The sequence below is a fragment of the Leisingera sp. SS27 genome (assembly GCF_028368855.1).
Classification (GTDB): domain Bacteria; phylum Pseudomonadota; class Alphaproteobacteria; order Rhodobacterales; family Rhodobacteraceae; genus Leisingera.
This window is the reverse complement of sequence record NZ_JAQNCY010000016.1, coordinates 82,055-100,466: the sequence shown is the minus strand read 5'-3', so window position 1 is coordinate 100,466 and position 18,412 is coordinate 82,055. Positions and strand designations below refer to the sequence as shown.

Annotated in this window: 18 protein-coding genes; 1 reads left to right on the top strand and 17 read right to left on the bottom strand. The window is 59.8% G+C overall.

The genetic code is table 11. From position 1 onward, the window contains the following. Window positions 1-231 carry a hypothetical protein gene (locus N6L27_RS21755; protein WP_271909526.1) on the top strand — a complete coding sequence of 77 codons (231 nt, stop codon included), beginning with the start codon at window positions 1-3 and terminating at the stop codon, window positions 229-231. A gap of 2 nt (window positions 232-233) precedes the next feature. On the opposite strand, the gene N6L27_RS21750 is transcribed toward N6L27_RS21755, so the two are convergent. Genes N6L27_RS21750 through N6L27_RS21670 form a run of 17 tightly spaced genes read right to left on the bottom strand, consistent with a single transcriptional unit; the run spans window position 234 to window position 18,407 of the window. Next, window positions 234-3,410, bottom strand: coding sequence for a conjugal transfer protein TraG N-terminal domain-containing protein (locus tag N6L27_RS21750; RefSeq protein ID WP_271909525.1), 3,177 nt, complete (start codon window positions 3,408-3,410; stop codon window positions 234-236). A gap of 3 nt (window positions 3,411-3,413) precedes the next feature. After that, entirely contained in the window at window positions 3,414-4,802 is a 1,389-nt protein-coding gene (locus N6L27_RS21745) for a conjugal transfer protein TraH (protein ID WP_271909524.1), read from the bottom strand. Continuing rightward, the gene (locus tag N6L27_RS21740) at window positions 4,799-6,082 is read right to left on the bottom strand and encodes a DUF1173 family protein (RefSeq protein ID WP_271909523.1); all 1,284 of its coding nucleotides are present in this window, start codon (window positions 6,080-6,082) and stop codon (window positions 4,799-4,801) included. Before N6L27_RS21740 ends, N6L27_RS21745 begins: the two co-directional genes overlap by 4 nt. A gap of 13 nt (window positions 6,083-6,095) precedes the next feature. After that, on the bottom strand, window positions 6,096-6,920 hold the full coding sequence (locus tag N6L27_RS21735) for a conjugal transfer protein TraF (RefSeq protein ID WP_271909522.1): 825 nt from the start codon (window positions 6,918-6,920) through the stop codon (window positions 6,096-6,098). Continuing rightward, entirely contained in the window at window positions 6,920-7,318 is a 399-nt protein-coding gene (locus N6L27_RS21730) for a TlpA family protein disulfide reductase (RefSeq protein ID WP_271909521.1), read from the bottom strand. Before N6L27_RS21730 ends, N6L27_RS21735 begins: the two co-directional genes overlap by 1 nt. After that, entirely contained in the window at window positions 7,315-8,616 is a 1,302-nt protein-coding gene (gene traN / locus N6L27_RS21725) for a conjugal transfer protein TraN (protein WP_271909520.1), read from the bottom strand. Before traN ends, N6L27_RS21730 begins: the two co-directional genes overlap by 4 nt. After that, window positions 8,613-10,073, bottom strand: a complete 1,461-nt coding sequence (locus tag N6L27_RS21720; protein WP_271909519.1) for a hypothetical protein — start codon at window positions 10,071-10,073, stop codon at window positions 8,613-8,615. Before N6L27_RS21720 ends, traN begins: the two co-directional genes overlap by 4 nt. After that, window positions 10,063-10,791: a type-F conjugative transfer system pilin assembly protein TrbC gene (trbC, locus tag N6L27_RS21715; protein WP_271909518.1), complete on the bottom strand. Its 729-nt coding sequence runs from the start codon at window positions 10,789-10,791 to the stop codon at window positions 10,063-10,065. Before trbC ends, N6L27_RS21720 begins: the two co-directional genes overlap by 11 nt. A 38-nt stretch (window positions 10,792-10,829) precedes the next feature. Beyond that, window positions 10,830-11,819 (bottom strand): conjugal transfer pilus assembly protein TraU, encoded by a 990-nt coding sequence (gene traU / locus N6L27_RS21710; RefSeq protein WP_271909517.1) that lies wholly within the window; start codon window positions 11,817-11,819, stop codon window positions 10,830-10,832. Beyond that, window positions 11,816-12,466 (bottom strand): type-F conjugative transfer system protein TraW, encoded by a 651-nt coding sequence (gene traW, locus N6L27_RS21705; protein WP_271909516.1) that lies wholly within the window; start codon window positions 12,464-12,466, stop codon window positions 11,816-11,818. Before traW ends, traU begins: the two co-directional genes overlap by 4 nt. Further along, entirely contained in the window at window positions 12,463-12,975 is a 513-nt protein-coding gene (locus N6L27_RS21700; RefSeq protein ID WP_271909515.1) for a S26 family signal peptidase, read from the bottom strand. The genes traW and N6L27_RS21700 overlap by 4 nt, the downstream gene beginning before the upstream one ends. Next, window positions 12,962-13,324 (bottom strand): hypothetical protein, encoded by a 363-nt coding sequence (locus N6L27_RS21695; RefSeq protein ID WP_271909514.1) that lies wholly within the window; start codon window positions 13,322-13,324, stop codon window positions 12,962-12,964. Before N6L27_RS21695 ends, N6L27_RS21700 begins: the two co-directional genes overlap by 14 nt. Further along, complete coding sequence (locus N6L27_RS21690; RefSeq protein WP_271909513.1) at window positions 13,321-15,807, bottom strand: TraC family protein; 2,487 nt, start codon at window positions 15,805-15,807, stop codon at window positions 13,321-13,323. The genes N6L27_RS21695 and N6L27_RS21690 overlap by 4 nt, the downstream gene beginning before the upstream one ends. After that, window positions 15,804-16,028, bottom strand: coding sequence for a hypothetical protein (locus tag N6L27_RS21685; protein WP_271909512.1), 225 nt, complete (start codon window positions 16,026-16,028; stop codon window positions 15,804-15,806). The genes N6L27_RS21690 and N6L27_RS21685 overlap by 4 nt, the downstream gene beginning before the upstream one ends. Then, entirely contained in the window at window positions 16,028-16,417 is a 390-nt protein-coding gene (locus tag N6L27_RS21680) for a TraV family lipoprotein (protein ID WP_174148918.1), read from the bottom strand. Before N6L27_RS21680 ends, N6L27_RS21685 begins: the two co-directional genes overlap by 1 nt. Next, window positions 16,414-17,694: a TrbI/VirB10 family protein gene (locus tag N6L27_RS21675; RefSeq protein ID WP_271909511.1), complete on the bottom strand. Its 1,281-nt coding sequence runs from the start codon at window positions 17,692-17,694 to the stop codon at window positions 16,414-16,416. Before N6L27_RS21675 ends, N6L27_RS21680 begins: the two co-directional genes overlap by 4 nt. Beyond that, window positions 17,694-18,407: a TraK domain-containing protein gene (locus N6L27_RS21670; protein ID WP_271909510.1), complete on the bottom strand. Its 714-nt coding sequence runs from the start codon at window positions 18,405-18,407 to the stop codon at window positions 17,694-17,696. The genes N6L27_RS21675 and N6L27_RS21670 overlap by 1 nt, the downstream gene beginning before the upstream one ends. Window positions 18,408-18,412 lie beyond the last annotated feature (5 nt).

Genomic DNA, 18,412 nt, shown 5'->3' with positions numbered 1-18,412 from the left:
ATGCGACGCCTGATGATGAAATTCTGGAAAGAAATCGCCTACCTGGTGGGCCTGTTCGGGCTGGTTGTTCTGCAGCTCGAAACCATCGGGTTGTTCTATCTCGGCGCAGGTGCCGTTTGGTTTGTCGTTTGTTTGCTGCGAAACAGCGGCGGCACTTACGACGCCGAACCGGATTTGATCGACTCGCGGGGGCTTTATGGCGGTTACTCTCATTACCATCGGCCGGACTAGCATCATTCTGCATCCCGCATGCGTCCGGTGAAGATGTGCCGTCCTATTTTGACGTTTTCGCCACCGCGCTCGCGTGATGCATTTTCCAGCCAAGGAGGAATCGCATTCTTCTGAAGTCCCTGTTCTACATAGGATTTCATGAGGTCTGGCTGGTAATAGTTGGTAGCTCCTCCGGTCGGGTCAATGATTTGACCTGCTGCCACTGCATCGACAACCCGCCCAATCCTCTCATAAGCCGGGTCGCTCTCCTTTAGGCTTAGTGGCAGTGCGTTTCCGCCGTGCCCCTCATTCCATGCAGAGAACTGTTTAAGCTGCAGGCTGACTTCTGCGGGATTATCACCCCAACGAGGATCTGCGACCCGGTTCATGATCACATGCGCAACCGCTGCCTGACCAAGCTGAGGTTCATTCCCAGCTTCGCCATAGATGGTACGGATCATGGCGTCTCGGTCATAATGGGTAAGGGCCGGCGTGCCACTGACTACAGAGGATACGGCTGATCCTGCATCTAAAACGCTGTCCACGATGTCCTCTCCGGTCGTCCAAACCTTATGAAGCGCGCCCGGAACCACACCGAAGTCTTGACCATCGACCACAGCCCGCTCGTTTTCAGTTGCATTGACAACCGCTTGCTCTGACAGAGCTGTTCGGTGCCCTTCGATGGCGTCTTGAACTTTCCCTGTGGCCTCAGTGATGCGGCCATACTCTTTGTGATGATCCATACCGCTCGATGGCAGGCGCTGGGTGGTGATGCTGTCTTCCGGGCGCGTCAACGTATGGGCTTGAGCCAACCCCGGGTTCGGTCGGTCCAGGCCAAGCTCCTGAAGCAGTCCGGGCAGAACCCGCTCAACGGCGGCCTCCTGGGCCTTTACGCCAGAGACAGATTTCGGGTTGAGCAAATTTGAGATCTGTTGATCGCTAAGTCCAGCCTCTCGCCATTCGCCAATCACCGCGTCGGTCAGCTGACCGTCATAGCTGATGCCTTGTGAGTAGAGTTTGCTTTCCGCCGCGGCCAAAGTTCTGGCCTCCTCGCGGGCTTCCGCATAGGCGTTGCCCTTGCGCTGCACATTGTCCACGCTCCAGCGGTTGCCGCCGTCTTCGGTGTTGGTCAGGCTACTGGTCTCGCTGGCCCGGATCGAGTTCACCGCATCGCCGTATTTGGCGACGGTTTCCGTCAGGCCTGTGTCCCGAGCGGCAGAGGCAACGCGACGATAGGCATCACTGTCGAGGCCTGTCCCATTGACACTTCCTTGTGCCCCGAAAACGGTGCCTCCAGGGGTGCTCGCGGACAATGCCACTTTGTAAGCTGCGTCCAAAGAGATCCCGTGCTCTTTGGCGAAATTTTCCACTGCGGTATGCGCTTCACGGGCCTCTTCGGTCCACCTATGGCTCTGCGATGTTGAACTGTCGTTCGCAGTGCTGGTCCCGGAGGTCAGAGACCGGCCGAAGTTCGCATAATTCGCCGCGGTCTGGTTCAGCGCCGTGCTCCATTCATCACGCAGCGAGGTCGCAGTCCGAATTGCCGCTTCTGTCCTATCGGAAACCTCTTCCCGGATAGTTTGGCCCACACGTGCGGACATCCCGCCAGTAGATTGGGCGGTTCCGGTGGCGAAATTTACCGACCCATCTGCGTTTCGCGTTCTCATCGCACCGTTTGCCATCCGCTCTGTGTATGCTCCGGCATCCCGTACAGCAGAGGTGTTCCACTTGTTGGCCGCGAAGTTATTCATGCTGGCATTGGAGAGGGAGATATTGCCGGTGGCCGCTTCGCGGCCCGATTCAATTGCAGCCCCCTGCCCCACGTTCAGCATCGAGGTCGCAAGGCCAGCCATGCGGCTCGCGCCGAACAGGATCACCGTGGAAACAAAGGGCACAGACATCATCAGGTAGCCCGCGATGGTGCCTACATCCTGCTCGACCGCGCGGACGCCCAGGTAATTGGCGAAGGTCAGGGAATAGTCGAGCGCACCGGTGCTGTAGGAGCCCATTGCCTCCCGATAATAGCCGGAGCTTGCTTTCATGACGATGGAATGCAGGATGGCGGAAAGCGGATCCCAGGCGGCAAGCCAGAGGAACCCCCCGAAGTAGCCTTTCATGACATTCCATACCAAGGGCGTCATCATCATGATCATCGCCAACGGAAACGCCGCGTAGTAGAGCGATTCAAAGACGATTTTCAGAAGCGGCACCCATTTCAGAGCCGAGATCCCCACAGCGCTATAGCTGGCTGTGGTCTGGGCCTCTGTACGCGCCGCCTGATAGGCGGTCATTGCTGCATTGTTGCCAGAAGAGGCAATCAGCCTCTGGACTGCGCCGTCCAATGAATTGACCAGCATGGTTTGACGGATGGTTGCCTGGGCGCCGGCCGAAGTCATGCCGATGAAGGTCTGAAATTGATTGAGTGTCCGCCGCATGTCGGCTGCGGATAGTGCGGGATCCGCAGCGAAGTGGCTTTGGTCTGCCGCAGCGGCCTTATGGTAGAGGACATTCTGCACTTCATTGTTGAGACGGGTCGTGATCTGGGGCCAACCGTCGGCGCAGGTCGTGGTTTCTTCCAAAACCGGATCATAATAGGCCAGAGATTGCGGGACATTGGCGCCGATGTAGGCCACCAGATTGCCCGCCTGGCCCAGCTCGCCTACATCGACAATGCCGATGTTCGAGCCATCAACCATGCAATTTTCCATGAAGTTTACGAGGGTTTCCTGAACAACCGGAGTGACCGAGCGCCAGCGGGCCGCCTGGCTTAGAATGGTGGAGCCAAAGAGCATTCCGGATTTCTGGTAGGTCAGGTTATCCGGCGCAGCGAGCAGCGTTTCCATCACATCGGTAAGCGCAGCGCTGGCCCTCGAAGTCAGAGACCCGACCCAGGCCACGGACCACGGCACATTGTCTACTGTGCCGTAAATACCAAGCGGCACGGTGGAATCCATGATGATCACGCGCGCCCTGGGGCCGAGGCCGACGGTAACCACCAGCATCACGCCGATGAAGTAGGTCACCGCCTGCCGTGCTGCTCCGAAAATCGCCAGTTGGAGGCCGGCCACGAGCACACCAGCGACGATGCCGGCATAGATCAGTGCTCCAAAGTTTCCCGAGCCGGTGAAGGCCGCGAGGTAGTTGAAGACGTCATAGAGATAGTAGCCGCCGCCAACCGTGTGGATTTCGAGTTCGGGCATAGATCACTGCCCCCCGGTCTGATTGATGATGTTGCTGAAAATCGCATTGGAAGATGCGGCCAGCTCACCCCTGGCAAGGCTCAGGCGCTCAAGGTTGCGAAGGGCTTCCGCGTATTTCCGTTGTGCAGAGGCCCGCAGATCCTGCAGCACGGCCTTGGACTGGCGCACCGTTTCCTGAAACTCCCTGTTGATGTCACCGGCAATATCAACGTTGGCGGCCGAGTTCAGGATCTCGTTCATACCCTCGTCGATATAGGCAATCGCCAGATCGACAGCCACCAGCTCCGCCATCGAGTTGATGTCGTCCTGAACAAACTGGTATTTATAGCTCTTGGCGGTAACCAGGTGCTTGTAGACCGGAATGGTGGTCAGGTTGATCAGGGCAATAGCTTCATCCGGCGGAGCGGTATCGTTGCTGATTGCATCCGAAAGCCCCTGAATAGCATCAGCCGTCACCGCAAACAGCGCATCCGAAGCTGACAGGTTTCTGTCCCTGAGGACCGGGTTCAGGCACTCATTCGTTTCATCGCAGCGCAGGCTCTTGTAAGAGCCTCCTTCCACCAGCGCTTTCGCAGCATCCGGCGACAGGGCGCGCGGCGGGATGGTGCGGTGCGTGGCGCTGCTGTCATCATCTTCCGGGGCCGTCGTGATGATCGTGCCGGTTAGGGTCATGAAAAATTCAGCGATGCGCGGGCTGGAAGCAAGGAAGTCGTTTTTCTTCACGGCGCGCCAAGCATAGTTCACATTGGTTGGCACCTGCTCAGCCAATGCTCCGCTTGCGCGGCCCATGGTCGAATTATGCTGGCCGCCGGTGCCGCAGCCGTGGCGGGATGCAACACGGTCTGCAAAAATACCGTTATATCCGCCTATGGTTTGGCAGATATGCTGGGAGGCCCCGTCCATTTTGGGCCAGAGCGATGCGGTAAGCAGCTGTCCGGCTTCGCAGGAGTTTATGTTGCCCGCATTCACCTGCTGGATCAGATCCCGGAGTTTGGCAACAATTTCCTGCACCGCAGGCGACAGGCTCTCCAGCGCCAGCTCAAAGGCGAACCCGGCAGCGTTTTGCATGATGGCTTCCATCAGCGCGATAAGCTCTTCCTCGGTGATAAAGGAGAAAGCACCGCCGAAGATGTCGATGCCGCCGCAACCCGCGCGAACGGAGGGCAACTGAATCGCCGCAAGCTGGCTGTTTCGTGGACGGGTGCGCAGATAAAGAGACCCCAGCGTGGCATAGCCCGCCTGCTGCCCCTTGTAGGCTGTCGGCTTGGTGACGTTCACACCGCCGCCGGTGCGTTCCCAAAACTGTTTCAAGTCGTCGCCCACATCGGCAGCGGCAGGGCCAGCAGCACAGAGCGAAGCCGCGGTTAAAAGGCTCAGAAGGTTGCGTTTCATTGGCCTGCCTCTTCCTGCTGATGGCTGTTTTCTGCCTCTTTTTGTGCGGCTGCTTGGGGGATACTGGTTTGACTGTCCGGCCTATGGCTCACCTGCTCCGGGAGGTCCGGCATCGCGTCCTCGTCCAGCCAGAGCCAAGCAGGATAGGTGCCTTCTGCCGCTACTTCGCGCAGGGCGGCAACTGCATTGGTGTCCGCGGAGGGATCAGCAACGAACAGCGATACCGGGCTTTCCAGGTCGGTCAGCACCGCGCAGGCAATCGGGGTTTCGTGGTCGAGCGTGAACCGCTGGGACTTGAGGAATCCGCGCCTGCTCTCTGTCAGGGCCTGGATCAGCTGATAATCGCGGATAGCTTCAAACGGGATCCAGCTTGCAGTGACCAGCATCATGCCGATTTCCCGCAAAACCGGGTATCCGGCTTTCGCAACGCTGAAGGTGGCGATCACAATCACATGCACGTCGCCTAAGGCATCCGCGAGCATGAGCTGATCGGCAAACACCTTCTCAAACTTCCGCACCAGGTCCTCTTCCGCGAAGAAGGCGCAGTCCGGCGCATGTTTGAACAGAAAGCGCGCGCCCATACGGGTGGCTTCATGGCTTTTGTATTCGGCCACCAGGAGGCCCAATGGAGCTGCGCCGCGCGCAGGCGCCTGAAGGCCGCGCAGGAGCTTGGCCCGGCGCGCAGCGTTTTCATCTTTCCGCTCCGCCTTCCAGTAGTCCGGAATATAGAGAATATCCCGCAGGTCGCGGGACTTGGCGGATTTCCCGGCCGCTGCGTTCAAAACCGCTCGCTGTACCGGCCCCCACCAGCGTTTGCCCTGCATTGCCGGGGTCCATTTCACCAAGTCTGCCTCATGCCACAGGTATTGAAGCAGGCTCGACAGGCCGAGCTTGCGCGGGCTGGCCTTAGCCTCTGTCGGCTTTCTTCCCGAAGGTGCGGGCGGTGCCGGACGCTTGCTGCCCATGGTCAAAGGGAAATCGACCTTCAGCGTAGTGGTGCCGCTGTCCAGGTCTTCCTTGATCGCACTCCCCTGCACCTGGCCGAGGCCCGAAAGATCTTCCGGCGGCAGGAAAGACTCGCAGCCGGTCGCATGTTCGGCACCGGTGCCCGGCATCCGTTTCAGAATGAACCGGCCATTCACGCAGGCCACATACATTTGCGGGGCCGGTTTCCGGCAGCCGCAGGTAATGCGGCTGTGTTCCTGATGCGCCCGGCCAAGGAGGTTCTGGCCGTCGTCAGTTGCCGGATCCACTGGGATATTGCCGATAAAATACACCATTCTGCCTGTTCCTTCACTGATACCGTTCGCCCATGGGCACTTCCCGGACCACGTAGACGCGCTCCAGAATTTGATCCTCTGTCAGCAGTCCGCCCCCGATCAGCTGGGTTTCCCCGCTGGCGGCATCGACAATGGCGATGAAGGGGCGCGGCTTGTCTGCGAGCTGAAGGGCCTCAAGCTGCCCCGCGTCCTGAACCGCGTCCGGGAAAAATTCGATGGAGCTGCCATCGGTGGACACAGCCAGAATTTCCACACCGTAGGCGTTGCGGATGCCGTCAAGGATCTGCGCCTGCGCGAGGCACAAGCGGCAGTCCGCGGGGTTGTCATAGACAAAGATCAGACCGGCCTCTTGAGCCGCCCGGCGCAGCGCTGCCTGCTCCGCCTCATTGCGCTGGTCCTGATAGATGTTGGTGCCCATCTGGGTCAGCGGGCGGCGGGTATTGGCATCTAGGTGGGGCGAGCCGAACAGCACCCGCTGCCAGACGGCTGCGAAACGCGCGGCTTGCTGCGCCATCTGCTTGTTGACCTCCATATACGCCTGCACATTTTCCGGCGTCGGATCGAGAATGGCGCGGTGCTTCAGTTCGTCGGCGTATTCCCGGAACGCCTCGATCTCCTCGGTGGCCGTCAGCTCTTTCGGTTCCTCCGGCTCCTGGGGTTCTTCTCTGGCTTCCTGTTCCGGCTCCGGAGCCGGTTCCGGTTTGACCGGCTCAGGCTCAGGTTCCGGATCGCAATAGAAGTGCCAGCCGTCTACTTCTTCACCATTGCAGACCAGCCCCGCGCTGGCGGGATGGGCTGCAGTGGCTAGAAGTGCGGCAAGGGTCAACGGTTTCAGCATCAGCCTGTCCTCCCGGCGGCGGCGAGAACTGCGGCCCGCACGGACTGCGCAAAGTGGCGCGCATTGCGGTAACCGGTAATCTGGCCTGTGATTTCCCCGGCAGCCTGCGAGTAGATCAGAGTGGTGGGGAACTCGGTGATCTGCGCGGCAACCGGGTGCGTTCTGGCATCGGTCACTTCTGCAAACGGCGGGATCGGCCGGGCGTCATGCGAGGCAACCAGGACCGGAATGCCGGCGGGCTGGGTCATGGCCGCCAGCACCGGCGCAGCAGATTTGCAGAAGGAGCACCAGGACGCCCCGATGAAGATCACGCCAACACCGGGATTTTCCTGAGCACCGGCCAATGCTGGCGCCGCCGCCGCAGTGAGGCTGGACAGAATGAAAGCACGCCGGTTCATTGGCCCAGCTCCCCGAATGCATCCTGTGCCTGGCTGTCGGCCGACGGGAAGCGGTCTTCATAGAAATCCTGCAGATCTTCGGCGACGGGAACCTGAATATCGCTCATGATGTCACCGAAGACAGGCGACAGGTCCATTTCCTCGATGTCCACATTCCCGAAATCCTCGATGGTCACGTAACCGCAGTTTGCTGTGCCCGGCGTGCCCCAGCCCTCGTCAACTTGCTTTTTGAACTCCTCGACAAAGACCCGGCCGAATTTCGAGTTGTAAGTGCAGTAGTGGTAGCGTTTCTTGACGCAAGCCCCCAAAACCTTCTGCTGGCAGGTGACGCCGACAAAATAGGTCGCACCCGCTTCCCGCTTGTCCCGCAGGATTGCAGCAGATTCCGGGCAGGTGCCGCCAAAGAGTCCCCCGGTCCCGCAGCAATTCCGCCCCGGCGCCTTACTGCAGGTCATTGTGGTGCCCTGGAAGAAACGCACATCGTTCGGATCAGTGGCGGCCTGTTCCCGGTATTCCTCCTGCATCTGAGCCAGAACGTTCAGCCAGGCGGCAGATCTGCCGAAGTCATCAGAAGTTTCCTGTTCGACCCCGATGCAGTTGTCCCCAACACAGACGTTGATCGGCTCGCAGCTGGTCTCCAGATCTCCGGAAGAGACGCCGCAGCGGTAGTGATACTCCCGGTTCGTGCAGACACCATTGCGCCTGGCAAGACAGGTGTTGCCCTGCAGAACGCAGGTCGGATCGCTTTCCAGCGGCCCGCAAGTGGTTTCGCCTTCGCCAACGGACAGGCAACTGTAAACGCGCTTCCGCTTCCACCAGCTCCGGGAAAAGCTCTTGCGGTTGATGTCGCGGACTTCGGCCCCCTCCTCGGTGATGGTTTCAACCAGCTCGCATTCCTCATTGCCTTCAAACCTGCCGCAGCGGTTGATGATTTCCTCCTGCGTCGGCCCGAACTCAGTGTTCACAAGCCGCGCCGGGCTCATGTCGTCGTCTTCGTTCAGGCAGGAATAGGTGAGACGCCACTGACGGCATTTCCCGTTGCGGTAATCGACGCAGCGGCGGTTGGTCCTGGTGCAATTAACACTGGCGCGCGTGGCGGTGCATTCATCAAGCGGAGCGCTGTCACGGCAGGAGCGTGTTCCTGCCTCTCGGGAACAATAACTGGTGAGCCGGATGCCGCCTGTGGACGCCGTGTCTGTTTCCACACAGCTGTATTCGGCTTCTCCGCAGGTAATTTCGGCCGAGGCGGGGGCAGCCCAGAACAGGAGAGCAAAGAGAAGAAGGAAAAGGCGGCTCATTCGCAGACCTCCTCTCCGACATTTCTGAAGCTGTCGCAGCAGGCACCATCGAACTTGATGGTAATCTTGGCCCTACCGCCATTGGAGGTCCCACCGGCGAAGACAACGCGCGCTGTGAAGTCAGTTTTGCGGAACCGCTGGCCCTGATCCGGGCGGGACCGGGGATAGGTGTTCAGATTGATGAACCGAAGCACATCTTTCGAGACGGTTTCGCTCGGGGTAAGCACCTGCATTTGATGGCAGAATTCATGCTCCAGCCGTTCGCAGGTAAACCACTGCAGGATCTTGTCGTTGCCATGCTCGACGAGCCTGTAGACTTTTGCCCGCCAGGAAGTAGGGCCTTCCGGCATATCCCAGCCGCTTGAGAAAACGCCGGGACCGGATGCCGGTGGCTGCAGTGCGTCACCACCTGCCAGCGGTTTCTTGATAATTGCCGCCAGAGGCTGCACTCGCCCGCCTCCAAAGGGCGGTCCCCAAAAGCACCTGTATCGTTGGTTTTGGTTGAAGCTGGGCGGTCCCAATTTGACCATCGGGACAAGCAAGCCGTCTGTGTCATTGGCCGGGCACGCATTGCCACGGCCATTCAGGAAGTGGCCGGTACGGGTGCGGGAGAACGTGCCAACAACTGTATTCCCGGCCAATACCTGCAGAGCGCCCCGGGCCTCAACGTGCTCCATGATAACTTCATCCGGAGCAAAACGGTCTGAGACCTCTATGGAAAACCTATGCTTTTTCAGATGGCTGCTGCCATCGTTCGAGGTTGGCGAAGCTGCCGGGAAGCTGATTGTCGCGGTTTTTCCGCTCCAGGTAACATCACCGCCGGTAATCCGGACTTTTCTGCGAATGCAGGCAGCCCGGTTCGAGTTGACCTTGCACTCATATTCATTGGTCTTTTCGCAGACCTGCACAAAATTCGAGGCGCGCCTGTCGCAGCGGTAAGTGTCGGTACGGTCCACCCAGATTTTCCGGATCAGGCGGCAGGTCTTTTCTTCCCGCGCTGGCAGGCTTTCGCAGAACTCGTCGCGCACATCAGACACCGGAACCTCCGGCGTGGTACAGCTGCCGGTTTCGCTGCTGAAATACCGTCCGGCAATGTCCTCTGCATTCTCATGCGCCCAATTGGCGTCATCGAACAGTTCCCCCTGCCCGTCGATGTCGATGTCCGGACGGATGAGCGCGCTGTCTTCTGTGGCGCGCAAAACCCGGCCTTGGGTCTTGTCCGCATCGCGGGTTTCCAGAATACGGTCCTCGAAAGTGGTGTGCCTCATGCCCGCCTCTGGCGGCCGGGAGGTTTCATAAGGCGTCACCACCTCGTTGATCGTTTCATCCCGGAAGGTGCTGCCCGTATTCACAGACCCATCGGCTGCAGCCGCCGCGCGGTCCATGAAGGATTGCGCAATCGCCCCGGTGCCAAGCAGGACGGCCATCAGGGCAAGGGAAAGAGATCTATTCAGCATCTGCGGCCTCCTGCTGGGAAAGCAGCCACCGGGCCTCCGAAGCGCCGGCCTCCCCTTGTTCCGCGATCAGGCGCAGGGCAAATTCCACCGGAACATTGCCGCCCACCCGGTCATGCAACGGCACCGGGTCCGCTTCGCAGCCAGGTGTTTCGCAGACATCGACCGCTTCACTCATGGCAATGACCTGCGGCACCGATGCGATGCGGAAACGGGTGAACACCGTAGGGTCGATGGAAAAGCCCACGGCATCATCCAGAGAGCCGAACGTCTCCTCCAAGGCTGCTTGAGTTTCATAGACCGAGTTGTTCACGAACCCGCGGAACACGATGGGCAGACCGAATTTCCGGGCTTCAGCCATCATTTGCCGCAATGACTCCTTGGGCATCGAGAAAGAAGCCAGCAAGAAGATGGTGGCACCCTCGTACCGCACCTCTTCCGCGTCACTGGCAGCTCCCCCGGCGGCATCGGCACCAAGCAAGGCCCTGACACGTGGATCCGACAAAGCGCGGGTGCGCAGCCCGTCGAAATCGACGTCAGAAAAGGCCCCTTCCGCCTCATCGAGCGGGCGCAGGGTCTGCCGCAGCACCTCGCCCTGCTGTTTGGCGGTGTCAACGATGGTCGCCAGCGGCGCGGTGATCCGCCCGGTTCTGCCCGGTGCGTATTCGGTCACACCTTCCCCAGCCTCCTGGGCGCCTAGGGACAGGGACGTGATAGTCAATGCGGATCCAGCCGCCAGTCCAACCGACAGGGCAAAAGTCAGAGTGCGCAGCAATTTCTCTTCCTCCAGAACAGCCAGCCGAAAGATTCCCCCATGAAGGGAAACTCTCTCAGCCGGTCCACGTATTGAGCTGAAAAGCCGATGGGGCCGCAGGCATACCGCCCCGAGGTTTTGGGGCGCGGGCGCGTGACCTGCATCCGGTACTGGCTTTTCTTGATCACCGGCTGCACTTGGGTCTGGCAAAGTGGTCTTTCTGACGCTGTTTTGCGGGCGATCAGCAGCCGGTGCATCCGGGCCACCATTTTGGTTGCAACCACCTGGCTTGCCATCACCCCCCCAACATGAGCCGCGACGTCGCCCTGAATCGGGTAGATCGAGCCGCCGCAGCCTGTGCACCAGAACAGCGCATCCATGGGCAAGTTGCCGGATGACGCCTTGGTGCAATCGGCAGCACAGGCCGCTTGAGCAATCGGATTGGCAAACAGGATTGCCTCTGGGTTGATCAGATTGTTCAGCTCCGCACTTTGCCAGAGCGGGTCAATTTCCGAGATATAGGCGACATCGAATTGCGCGCTTTGCTGGCAGAGACCATCGACCACCACACCAAGCCAGGAAATCAGCGGATAGAAGTAATAATGTGCCTGCCAGCGCGACCCGGTGCTGCCGCCGCTTTGCTGGGTGGCTGATGATTTACCGAGCGACAGCAGCCCGAAATCCATTTCAAAGCCCATGTTCACGAAGCAGCCGGGCTCATTTGCTACATCGACCAGCCGGGCCGGTTCCCAAAGACCAATGGAAAGGCCAAGCCGGGGCGGAACACCCGGGCAGACGCAGAGCGGGAAGGTCTGGTTATCCGTATCCGGGCGGCTGGCGCCAAAGCTCAGGCTCAGGCCCCCGATGGAGATAGGAAAAATGCAGTCCCAGCAAATTTCCGTGATGGGATTCAGAAACCTCTTGTTGCAAATTGCTGCCGCTTGGGTTGCTGCAAGGCCGAAGACAAAGGCGAGGATCAAAGCGCGAAGGTTCATTGCAGCACCTCCCCGCCCTTTCCGAGCGCGATTTCTTCCACCTGCATGACGGGATCCGCGCGCTGCACCACGGCAGGCACATTGCGAATGCCGAAACGCTTCACCAGCACAGCATCCTGGTCGAAATAAAACCGGCGGCCATGCTCGCGCATCAGGCCCAGCGGATCACCGTTCACCAGAACCAGAAGTGTGTCCAACTCACCGCCATCTGCCAGCGCAAAGGCCACCTGGTCGGGATCGTCGCCATCAAGCAGGACGATGCGCTTTTCGAAGCGGGAATAGGCCAACGGGTTCACAACCGTGCCAGCGCGGGCGAAGACCCGGCCCTGATGGTCCGCCAGATCCTCTTTCAGGGTGATCGACATATCGACCTCCCAAACCGCATATTCCTCCGCTTTGCCGATACCCTGAACCGGACGCGGCCGGTTCACATAGGCCCGCGTGGTGTCTTGCATTTCCTGCTGCATCTGATCCAGCTCGCCAGCCGCTTCCATTTCCAGGAGCCGGTCCTTGATCGTGTCCAGCAGCGAGGGTTCAGCCACCTCGAACAAAGGGCCGTGGGTGCCGAGATCCTTGGCCGCCCCCTGCCCTGCGGCAGCAGCGAGAACCAGAACAGCAGCTTGAAGACGGCGGCGGTGATGAGTCATTTCCAGCGCTCCGCAAGGTCTGTCCAATGGGGGAAAGGGATTTCAAATCCTGCGGCGACGACTTCCGCCACCGGCCGCGGGCCGATCACAGCATACCGGCTGTCCAGGCTATCCGGGCTGTCTCCAAACACGGCAATCATGCCGTCCGGCACCACATCGCCCTGCCAGAGCGGTGCGACAAGCGCGCCGTTCTTCAGCTGTCCCTTGACGCAGATGCCATTGATGCAAAGGTTATTGCCCGAGCGGCTGACAAGATCGCCGGCTACTCCGGCAATGCGCTTGGTCAGGTAAAGCTCATGCCCGCCGAATTTCCCCTCAAGGACCGCCGGCATTTCAACCGCGACGATGGTACCCGGCCGCAGGACCAACGGCCAGGTCACCATCGCGTAGGCATTGCCTTTCAGGCTACCGGTCGCATTCACGACCAGCCGCCCGAAGGCAAGCCCGTAGTAACCGGCAGCGGTCATTGCCAGGACAGGCAGGATTAAAACCAGCTTAGAACGCCGCATCACTCAGCACCTTTTCCATTATGATGCCGGTGACATCTGCGGCCTGAAGGCCCTCAGCCGATAGGACGGCGCCTTTACGGACAACAATTTGGCCGGTCTGGCCGGACAGCCGGTCAATTTCCAGCTGAACAGCCTGCTGAAACGCTGGGAGAGTGTCCCCGAATTCTTCATCAGGCACCCGGCCACTCGACCAGACCACAAACATGGTCAGGCTCTTTTCCGGGTCGAAAACCGCAACCGCAGGAGGCTCATCACGAAAGACTTCCGGAAGCAGCAGGAAAGCAAACGCCACGGCCTGTGCCAGCGCCACAAATCCAAGCCCGATGAGGATTTTCTTCTGCAAGCTCATGCCACTTCCCCCCGCTCAACAAGGGTCTTGATGGCCTCCACTGTGCTCATGCCCTGGGCCTTGTAGTGGTTCATCCGTTCGACCGTTGAGCCTTTCGATGAGAACACTGCCAGCGAAAACGGATCGAGCAGCAGACGCCCGTAGGCAAAGCCCTCAGGCATTTGGATTGCGAGTTCGGAGAACCGGCCCGGAACCGAAGTCAGCGACTTCAGGAGCATTTTCACCGGCGGGTCGATGCTCTGCAGCGCGTCGATGCTCTCCGGTTTCTGGGCCAGGAAGATCCGGAAGTCCGAGTTTTCCAGGCAGACGCCGGCGGCGGGGTTGGCCTTATAGTCCTGCATCGACTGCGTGCCGGTGATCAGCGCTCCGGTGTATTTCCGCGCCCGGCGCACGACACCCTCAATAAAGGCTGCGGTGCCGGTTCCTTTCAGCAGATCCCAAGCCTCATCAATCACGATGGCGGTAGGCGTAGAACGGGAGGTTTTAAACATCAGTTCGGTGCCAAGGAACATGACGATCTGCAGAATGGTCGCCTCAAGACCGGCCTGCCCCTTGATGTCGCTCAGCTCCACCACGGTGAACGGGGCATCCAGTGCAATATTGGCCTCGCCTTCGAAGTAGTGGCCGTAGGCCCCGCCGCGGGAATACCGGTTGAGTTTGCGCACCACGTCCGGCAGCCGCGGCTCACCAGCCGCAGCCTCCTGCAGGCGGTCACGCACATCGGAGATTTCACCGTCCCGGCCTTTTTCGTCCCAGACCTGGGCAATGGCCGCGCGGATATAGTCCTCTTCAACCCCTTCAACCCGGCCGCCAGTGTGACCGCCGAGGTCAGCCATCGAGGCGACAACGCGGGTAACCAGCTCGATGGCATCGGTCTTGTATTCGTCCTGCCCCATGGCACCCGCATCGAGCAGAGAAAACGGGTTGAGGCGGTTGCGGGTCTGGCCGTCAAAAGCAATATGCTTGCCGCCCAGGATTTCCGCCGTGGTTTTGAACGAATAGCCGTCGTCAATCACTAGGACGTTGCCGCCGGAGGTGTAGATCCCCACCGCCAGTTCCTGCATGAACACTGATTTACCGGCCCCGGACTTGCCTACTACAGCGGTGTTGTAATTGCCCGACGAACGGAAATTGTCCCACTGGAACACCTGCCCCTGGCGACCGGCCAGCAGCATTCCGGATCCGCGGGCATTGCCCATCCACTCCCCATGCACCGGCAGGAAAGCCATTGCCGCCGTCGATTTCATAAGCCGCATACGCATCTGCCGCCCGAAGTCGGACATCATCCGGCCGGAGCAACCAAACGGCAGGCTGGCAAGGAACAAGGGAAGCTGCAGGAAAGTGTCTTTGGAGAGTTTGATCCGCTGGCGCCGGTAGATGGATTCCACCTCGCCTGCCGCCATCTGCGCCTCTGTTGCCCCCCCCCTGGCGTAGGAAACGATAGTATAGAGTGTTTCAAAGAGGCGTTCGCCCGCTTGGATTTCAGCCGCCAGTCCGTCCAGCTCTGCCTTTTTCTCCGCGAAATTCGGGACAAACTTGCCAAAGGAACTGTTGGCAGCGTGTTCCGCCATACCCCGCTTCTTCAGAATGAACGCGCCGGCTTTCTGCCCTGGCATCGCCTTAAGCGTGAAGGATGTCAGAACCGGACCGAGCGGCCGGTCCATCAGCCGTGCCGGATCGCCGTTGAGGGCCATGCCGAGGCCAAAGACCCATTCCCCCGGGTAGGCATTCACCGAAGAGACAGTAGCCGACAGCTCTGGGGTTCCGGAGAATTGCAGGGCTTGGCTTCCAACCCGCAGGGACGCGCCGGGCAGTTGATAGTTGAGCGGCATGTTGTCGTCATAGGCTTCCTGGTCCCAGTCTTCACCGCTCCCTTCCGGGCGGGCAGCGTGGAACAGCTCCCTCAAAAGGGCGAGAAAGCGCGGCGGCTCTACATCCATCGACCAGCTGGCCGTGGCGAACACGTTCCTGAGGGCCGAGCGCATGGACTTGAGGCGCTTCTCGTCCTCGATCCCAAGCTCTTCCCCTTCCTGCCAGACCGCGACGAAGATGTGCCTGTCGAAGGGGATGGCACGGGCACCATCCTCATCAATGCCGAAACGCATTTCCTGAAGGTGGGACACCCGCTGACGGACCATTTCGTCAATCAGAGCCGAACGGCCAAGCCGCGCCGATTTCCACCGCCCGGCAACCGGTTCGATGGCCGGAGAGGTCCAGTTCAGCACCTGGAAAGTAGCGCCGGACGGCAGGTTGGCGGCAATGACACCGCCGATGTTCTCAGCCAAATCATTTTGACCTATCGACGCCCCCACTTCCATTAGGAAGCCGCTGCCGTGGGTAAAGTGGTAGAGCTTGTGTTCCGGATCATAGACCCGCCACGGCAGAATGTCGGAGAGCACATCACCCTCCATCAGGTCCGGCTCTTCCTCTGTCCACGGAACATCACCGAACAGACCGTCCATTATGTCACGAACAATTTTCATTTCCTGCCCCTCTGACGGCGTTTTTGGCCCAATAGAGTGTTGCGTGGAAAAGAGCGGCCGACGGCTTCAACTGCTTGCCAAGCCTTGTCACGGAAGTGGCGAACTTGCTCTACAGGGAGCCACACCGTCACTTCGACGAAACCAGCTTTGCGCCGCTCTTGCCTGATCGAAACCATGCGGGCTGCTTTGTCGCTCAGGATTCTTGTGTTGGCTTTGCTCATCACTGGCGCCACTGCCCTTCCTGGATCACGAAATGCACAAAGCGCGCTTCATGCATAATCCCGCCTTCATCAAGGATTGGCGCAATCCAGAGCGTTCCGACGACTTCTGGAGAGCGATAGGCCGCGGCGTTGTACGGGAAACCGCCGTCCGGCAGGCCGGTAAAAGCCCCTTTTCCGGAGAACAGTGGGTTCTGCGCGAGGCTCTTCACAGCAGTGTCTTCCGGGCGCTCTTGAACAGAGGTCACGGCAGCGGTTCCAGTGCCATCCACAGCACCGATAGTGGTACAGGGAGACCCTTGCTGTGCTTCACACAGGAAGTCCTTTTCCGTGTTCGGGTTGGCACAACCAGCGGCCAGCGCAATCAAAATCAGGCTTGCGAGTTTCTTCATTGGCCCAGCTCCACCCCTTCGAGAAACACGAGCTCGACCTTGGTTCCGCCATAGAGGGAGACCACCGGCTGATACTGTTCGGCCCGTTTGATGTAGTAATCTGCCAGCGTGCTGGCCGCTTCTTCCGCTCCGCCAGCCAGTGTGCCTGCGCCTGCGCTCTGCAGGATCTGACTGACCGAAGCGTCTTCCTGGCTGAGAGACGCGGTAGCTCCGGCACTCAGCCCTTTGCCCAGACCACCCAAAGCACCCGCGATGGCAGCATTCCTGACGTTGGCACCTTCTCGGCTCACGACGTGCCCGCGCACGCCCTCCTTGCCGGATCCGGCCATGTAGCCCGCAACTTTGGTTTCCAGGACTTCCCCCTGACGGTTTACGCAGGTCATGGAAATCAGGCGCACCTTGACCCTTTCCGACGACAGATCACCGGTTGCAGATCCTTGCACCGTGCAGCCCTTCAGGTTCACCCGCGCGGGCTGTCGGTTTCCAAGCGCTGCGGTCACCGCGGAGCCGGTAATCCGGAAAAGAACCGGAATCGGATTGTCCCGGTTGGAAACATTCGTGGATGCATCTGCGCCCGAGAGGACAACTGCAGGCGCGTAGCTGCCTGCCGGGAGATAGCTTCCCAAGCGGCGGATCTCGCGTTCTTCTGTTTCCGGCTGCTCGATGGCGGCGAGTGTGAAACTCTGCCCGAAGTTGCTGCGTACCGAGGCCCCTTCCCCATCACCGGCGGTTTGCCCCGTCCGGCTAGGTGTGGTGCGCGTAGGCGTGCGGCGCTCAATGAAGTCGCTTCCCGGCCCAAGTTCCGCAGGGGCCTGAGTCAACTGCTCTTTGCCGGGCAATTGCGCCGCTGCATTGAACGTCTGTTCCGGCCCGCTGGCGGCAGGGCGGTTCTTGGCTTCAGCCAGTTGTGTTTCCAGCGTCGAGATTTTCTCGATCAGCTGCAGGATCGGTTCGTCATATTCCTGACGGATTGCTTCAGCCTGTTGTTCAGCTTCCCGACGGGACTGCTCGACCAGCTTGCGCTGCTCTTCCAGTTCCTTTTGCAACTGCTCCATTTGAATCCGCCCGGAGGTGATCCAGGACATTTCCGGTGAGGCTGCAGCCGTGCGGTCCGAAATAATCGTTTCGTCAACTGTAGGATTGGAGCGCTTTGGCAGCCCTGCGCCTCCTGCTCCGCCGTTCATCATCGAACCAAGAACAATAAAGCCACCAGCTACGACGGCGCCAACAACGCAAATGGCAATGATCTGGTTCTTTTTGCGGTCTTTCTGCGCCATCACTTCGCCCTCACAACAACAACCCAGGACCGCTCACCGGCAGCGAGGCTCTTTTTCTGAACCCAAACCGACAGCACGCCGGACCGGTAAAACTCCTGTTCCCGAACTTGCCGAGGTGACTTGCCAGCCGCAGCCACACGAACCTCGCCAACCAGCTCACCGGTGCGGTGCGAGGTAATCAGCGCGCCATGGCGAGCGTTGCCCGGGCGCGGGCTGCGGATCTTCGATCTGATGGTGTCGCGGGTCGCGGCTGTCAGCTGAGCTGCAAGGCCGTCGCCGCCGCCAAGCGAGGTGTCGGCGAAGCCGCCACTATCTGCCACTTCATCGGGTTCCGGGTTCTTGCTTCTGACGGTAATCAGCGCGGTTTGCGTGCTCGCTTTAATCGGCAGGATTTCGTAGGCAACCGTCAGGCCCCTTTCCGTGACCAGATAGCCGCCTTCCTTTTCCGGCATTCCTTCCGGGCCTGCATATTTGAGGAACAGATCCCCGGTCTTTTCGTCGTTGCGGACCTGATAGACCGATGCCTCATTGTCGTTGACAATCGAAGTGATCCGGTCACCCACGACACTGACGCGGGTAATGCCGGTGACAGATGCCTTGAAGCGGACAAGGCCATCCTCAGAGACGGTAAAACGCTGATCTGCCGCATTCACCGGGCAAGCCGCCGCCAGCCCGGCTGCGAAGACCGCAGCCAGTTTCAAAGTCTTCATCATGGTCA

Bases quoted from the DNA above. Each gene is read 5' to 3' on its own strand.
- N6L27_RS21755 (WP_271909526.1), top strand. From the start codon at position 1: ATGCGACGCCTGATGATGAAATTCTGGAAAGAAATCGCCTACCTGGTG.
- N6L27_RS21750 (WP_271909525.1), bottom strand. From the start codon at position 3,410: ATGCCCGAACTCGAAATCCACACGGTTGGCGGCGGCTACTATCTCTAT.
- N6L27_RS21745 (WP_271909524.1), bottom strand. From the start codon at position 4,802: ATGAAACGCAACCTTCTGAGCCTTTTAACCGCGGCTTCGCTCTGTGCT.
- N6L27_RS21740 (WP_271909523.1), bottom strand. From the start codon at position 6,082: ATGGTGTATTTTATCGGCAATATCCCAGTGGATCCGGCAACTGACGAC.
- N6L27_RS21735 (WP_271909522.1), bottom strand. From the start codon at position 6,920: ATGCTGAAACCGTTGACCCTTGCCGCACTTCTAGCCACTGCAGCCCAT.
- N6L27_RS21730 (WP_271909521.1), bottom strand. From the start codon at position 7,318: ATGAACCGGCGTGCTTTCATTCTGTCCAGCCTCACTGCGGCGGCGGCG.
- traN (WP_271909520.1), bottom strand. From the start codon at position 8,616: ATGAGCCGCCTTTTCCTTCTTCTCTTTGCTCTCCTGTTCTGGGCTGCC.
- N6L27_RS21720 (WP_271909519.1), bottom strand. From the start codon at position 10,073: ATGCTGAATAGATCTCTTTCCCTTGCCCTGATGGCCGTCCTGCTTGGC.
- traU (WP_271909517.1), bottom strand. From the start codon at position 11,819: ATGAACCTTCGCGCTTTGATCCTCGCCTTTGTCTTCGGCCTTGCAGCA.
- traW (WP_271909516.1), bottom strand. From the start codon at position 12,466: ATGACTCATCACCGCCGCCGTCTTCAAGCTGCTGTTCTGGTTCTCGCT.
- N6L27_RS21700 (WP_271909515.1), bottom strand. From the start codon at position 12,975: ATGCGGCGTTCTAAGCTGGTTTTAATCCTGCCTGTCCTGGCAATGACC.
- N6L27_RS21695 (WP_271909514.1), bottom strand. From the start codon at position 13,324: ATGAGCTTGCAGAAGAAAATCCTCATCGGGCTTGGATTTGTGGCGCTG.
- N6L27_RS21690 (WP_271909513.1), bottom strand. From the start codon at position 15,807: ATGAAAATTGTTCGTGACATAATGGACGGTCTGTTCGGTGATGTTCCG.
- N6L27_RS21685 (WP_271909512.1), bottom strand. From the start codon at position 16,028: ATGAGCAAAGCCAACACAAGAATCCTGAGCGACAAAGCAGCCCGCATG.
- N6L27_RS21680 (WP_174148918.1), bottom strand. From the start codon at position 16,417: ATGAAGAAACTCGCAAGCCTGATTTTGATTGCGCTGGCCGCTGGTTGT.
- N6L27_RS21675 (WP_271909511.1), bottom strand. From the start codon at position 17,694: ATGGCGCAGAAAGACCGCAAAAAGAACCAGATCATTGCCATTTGCGTT.
- N6L27_RS21670 (WP_271909510.1), bottom strand. From the start codon at position 18,407: ATGATGAAGACTTTGAAACTGGCTGCGGTCTTCGCAGCCGGGCTGGCG.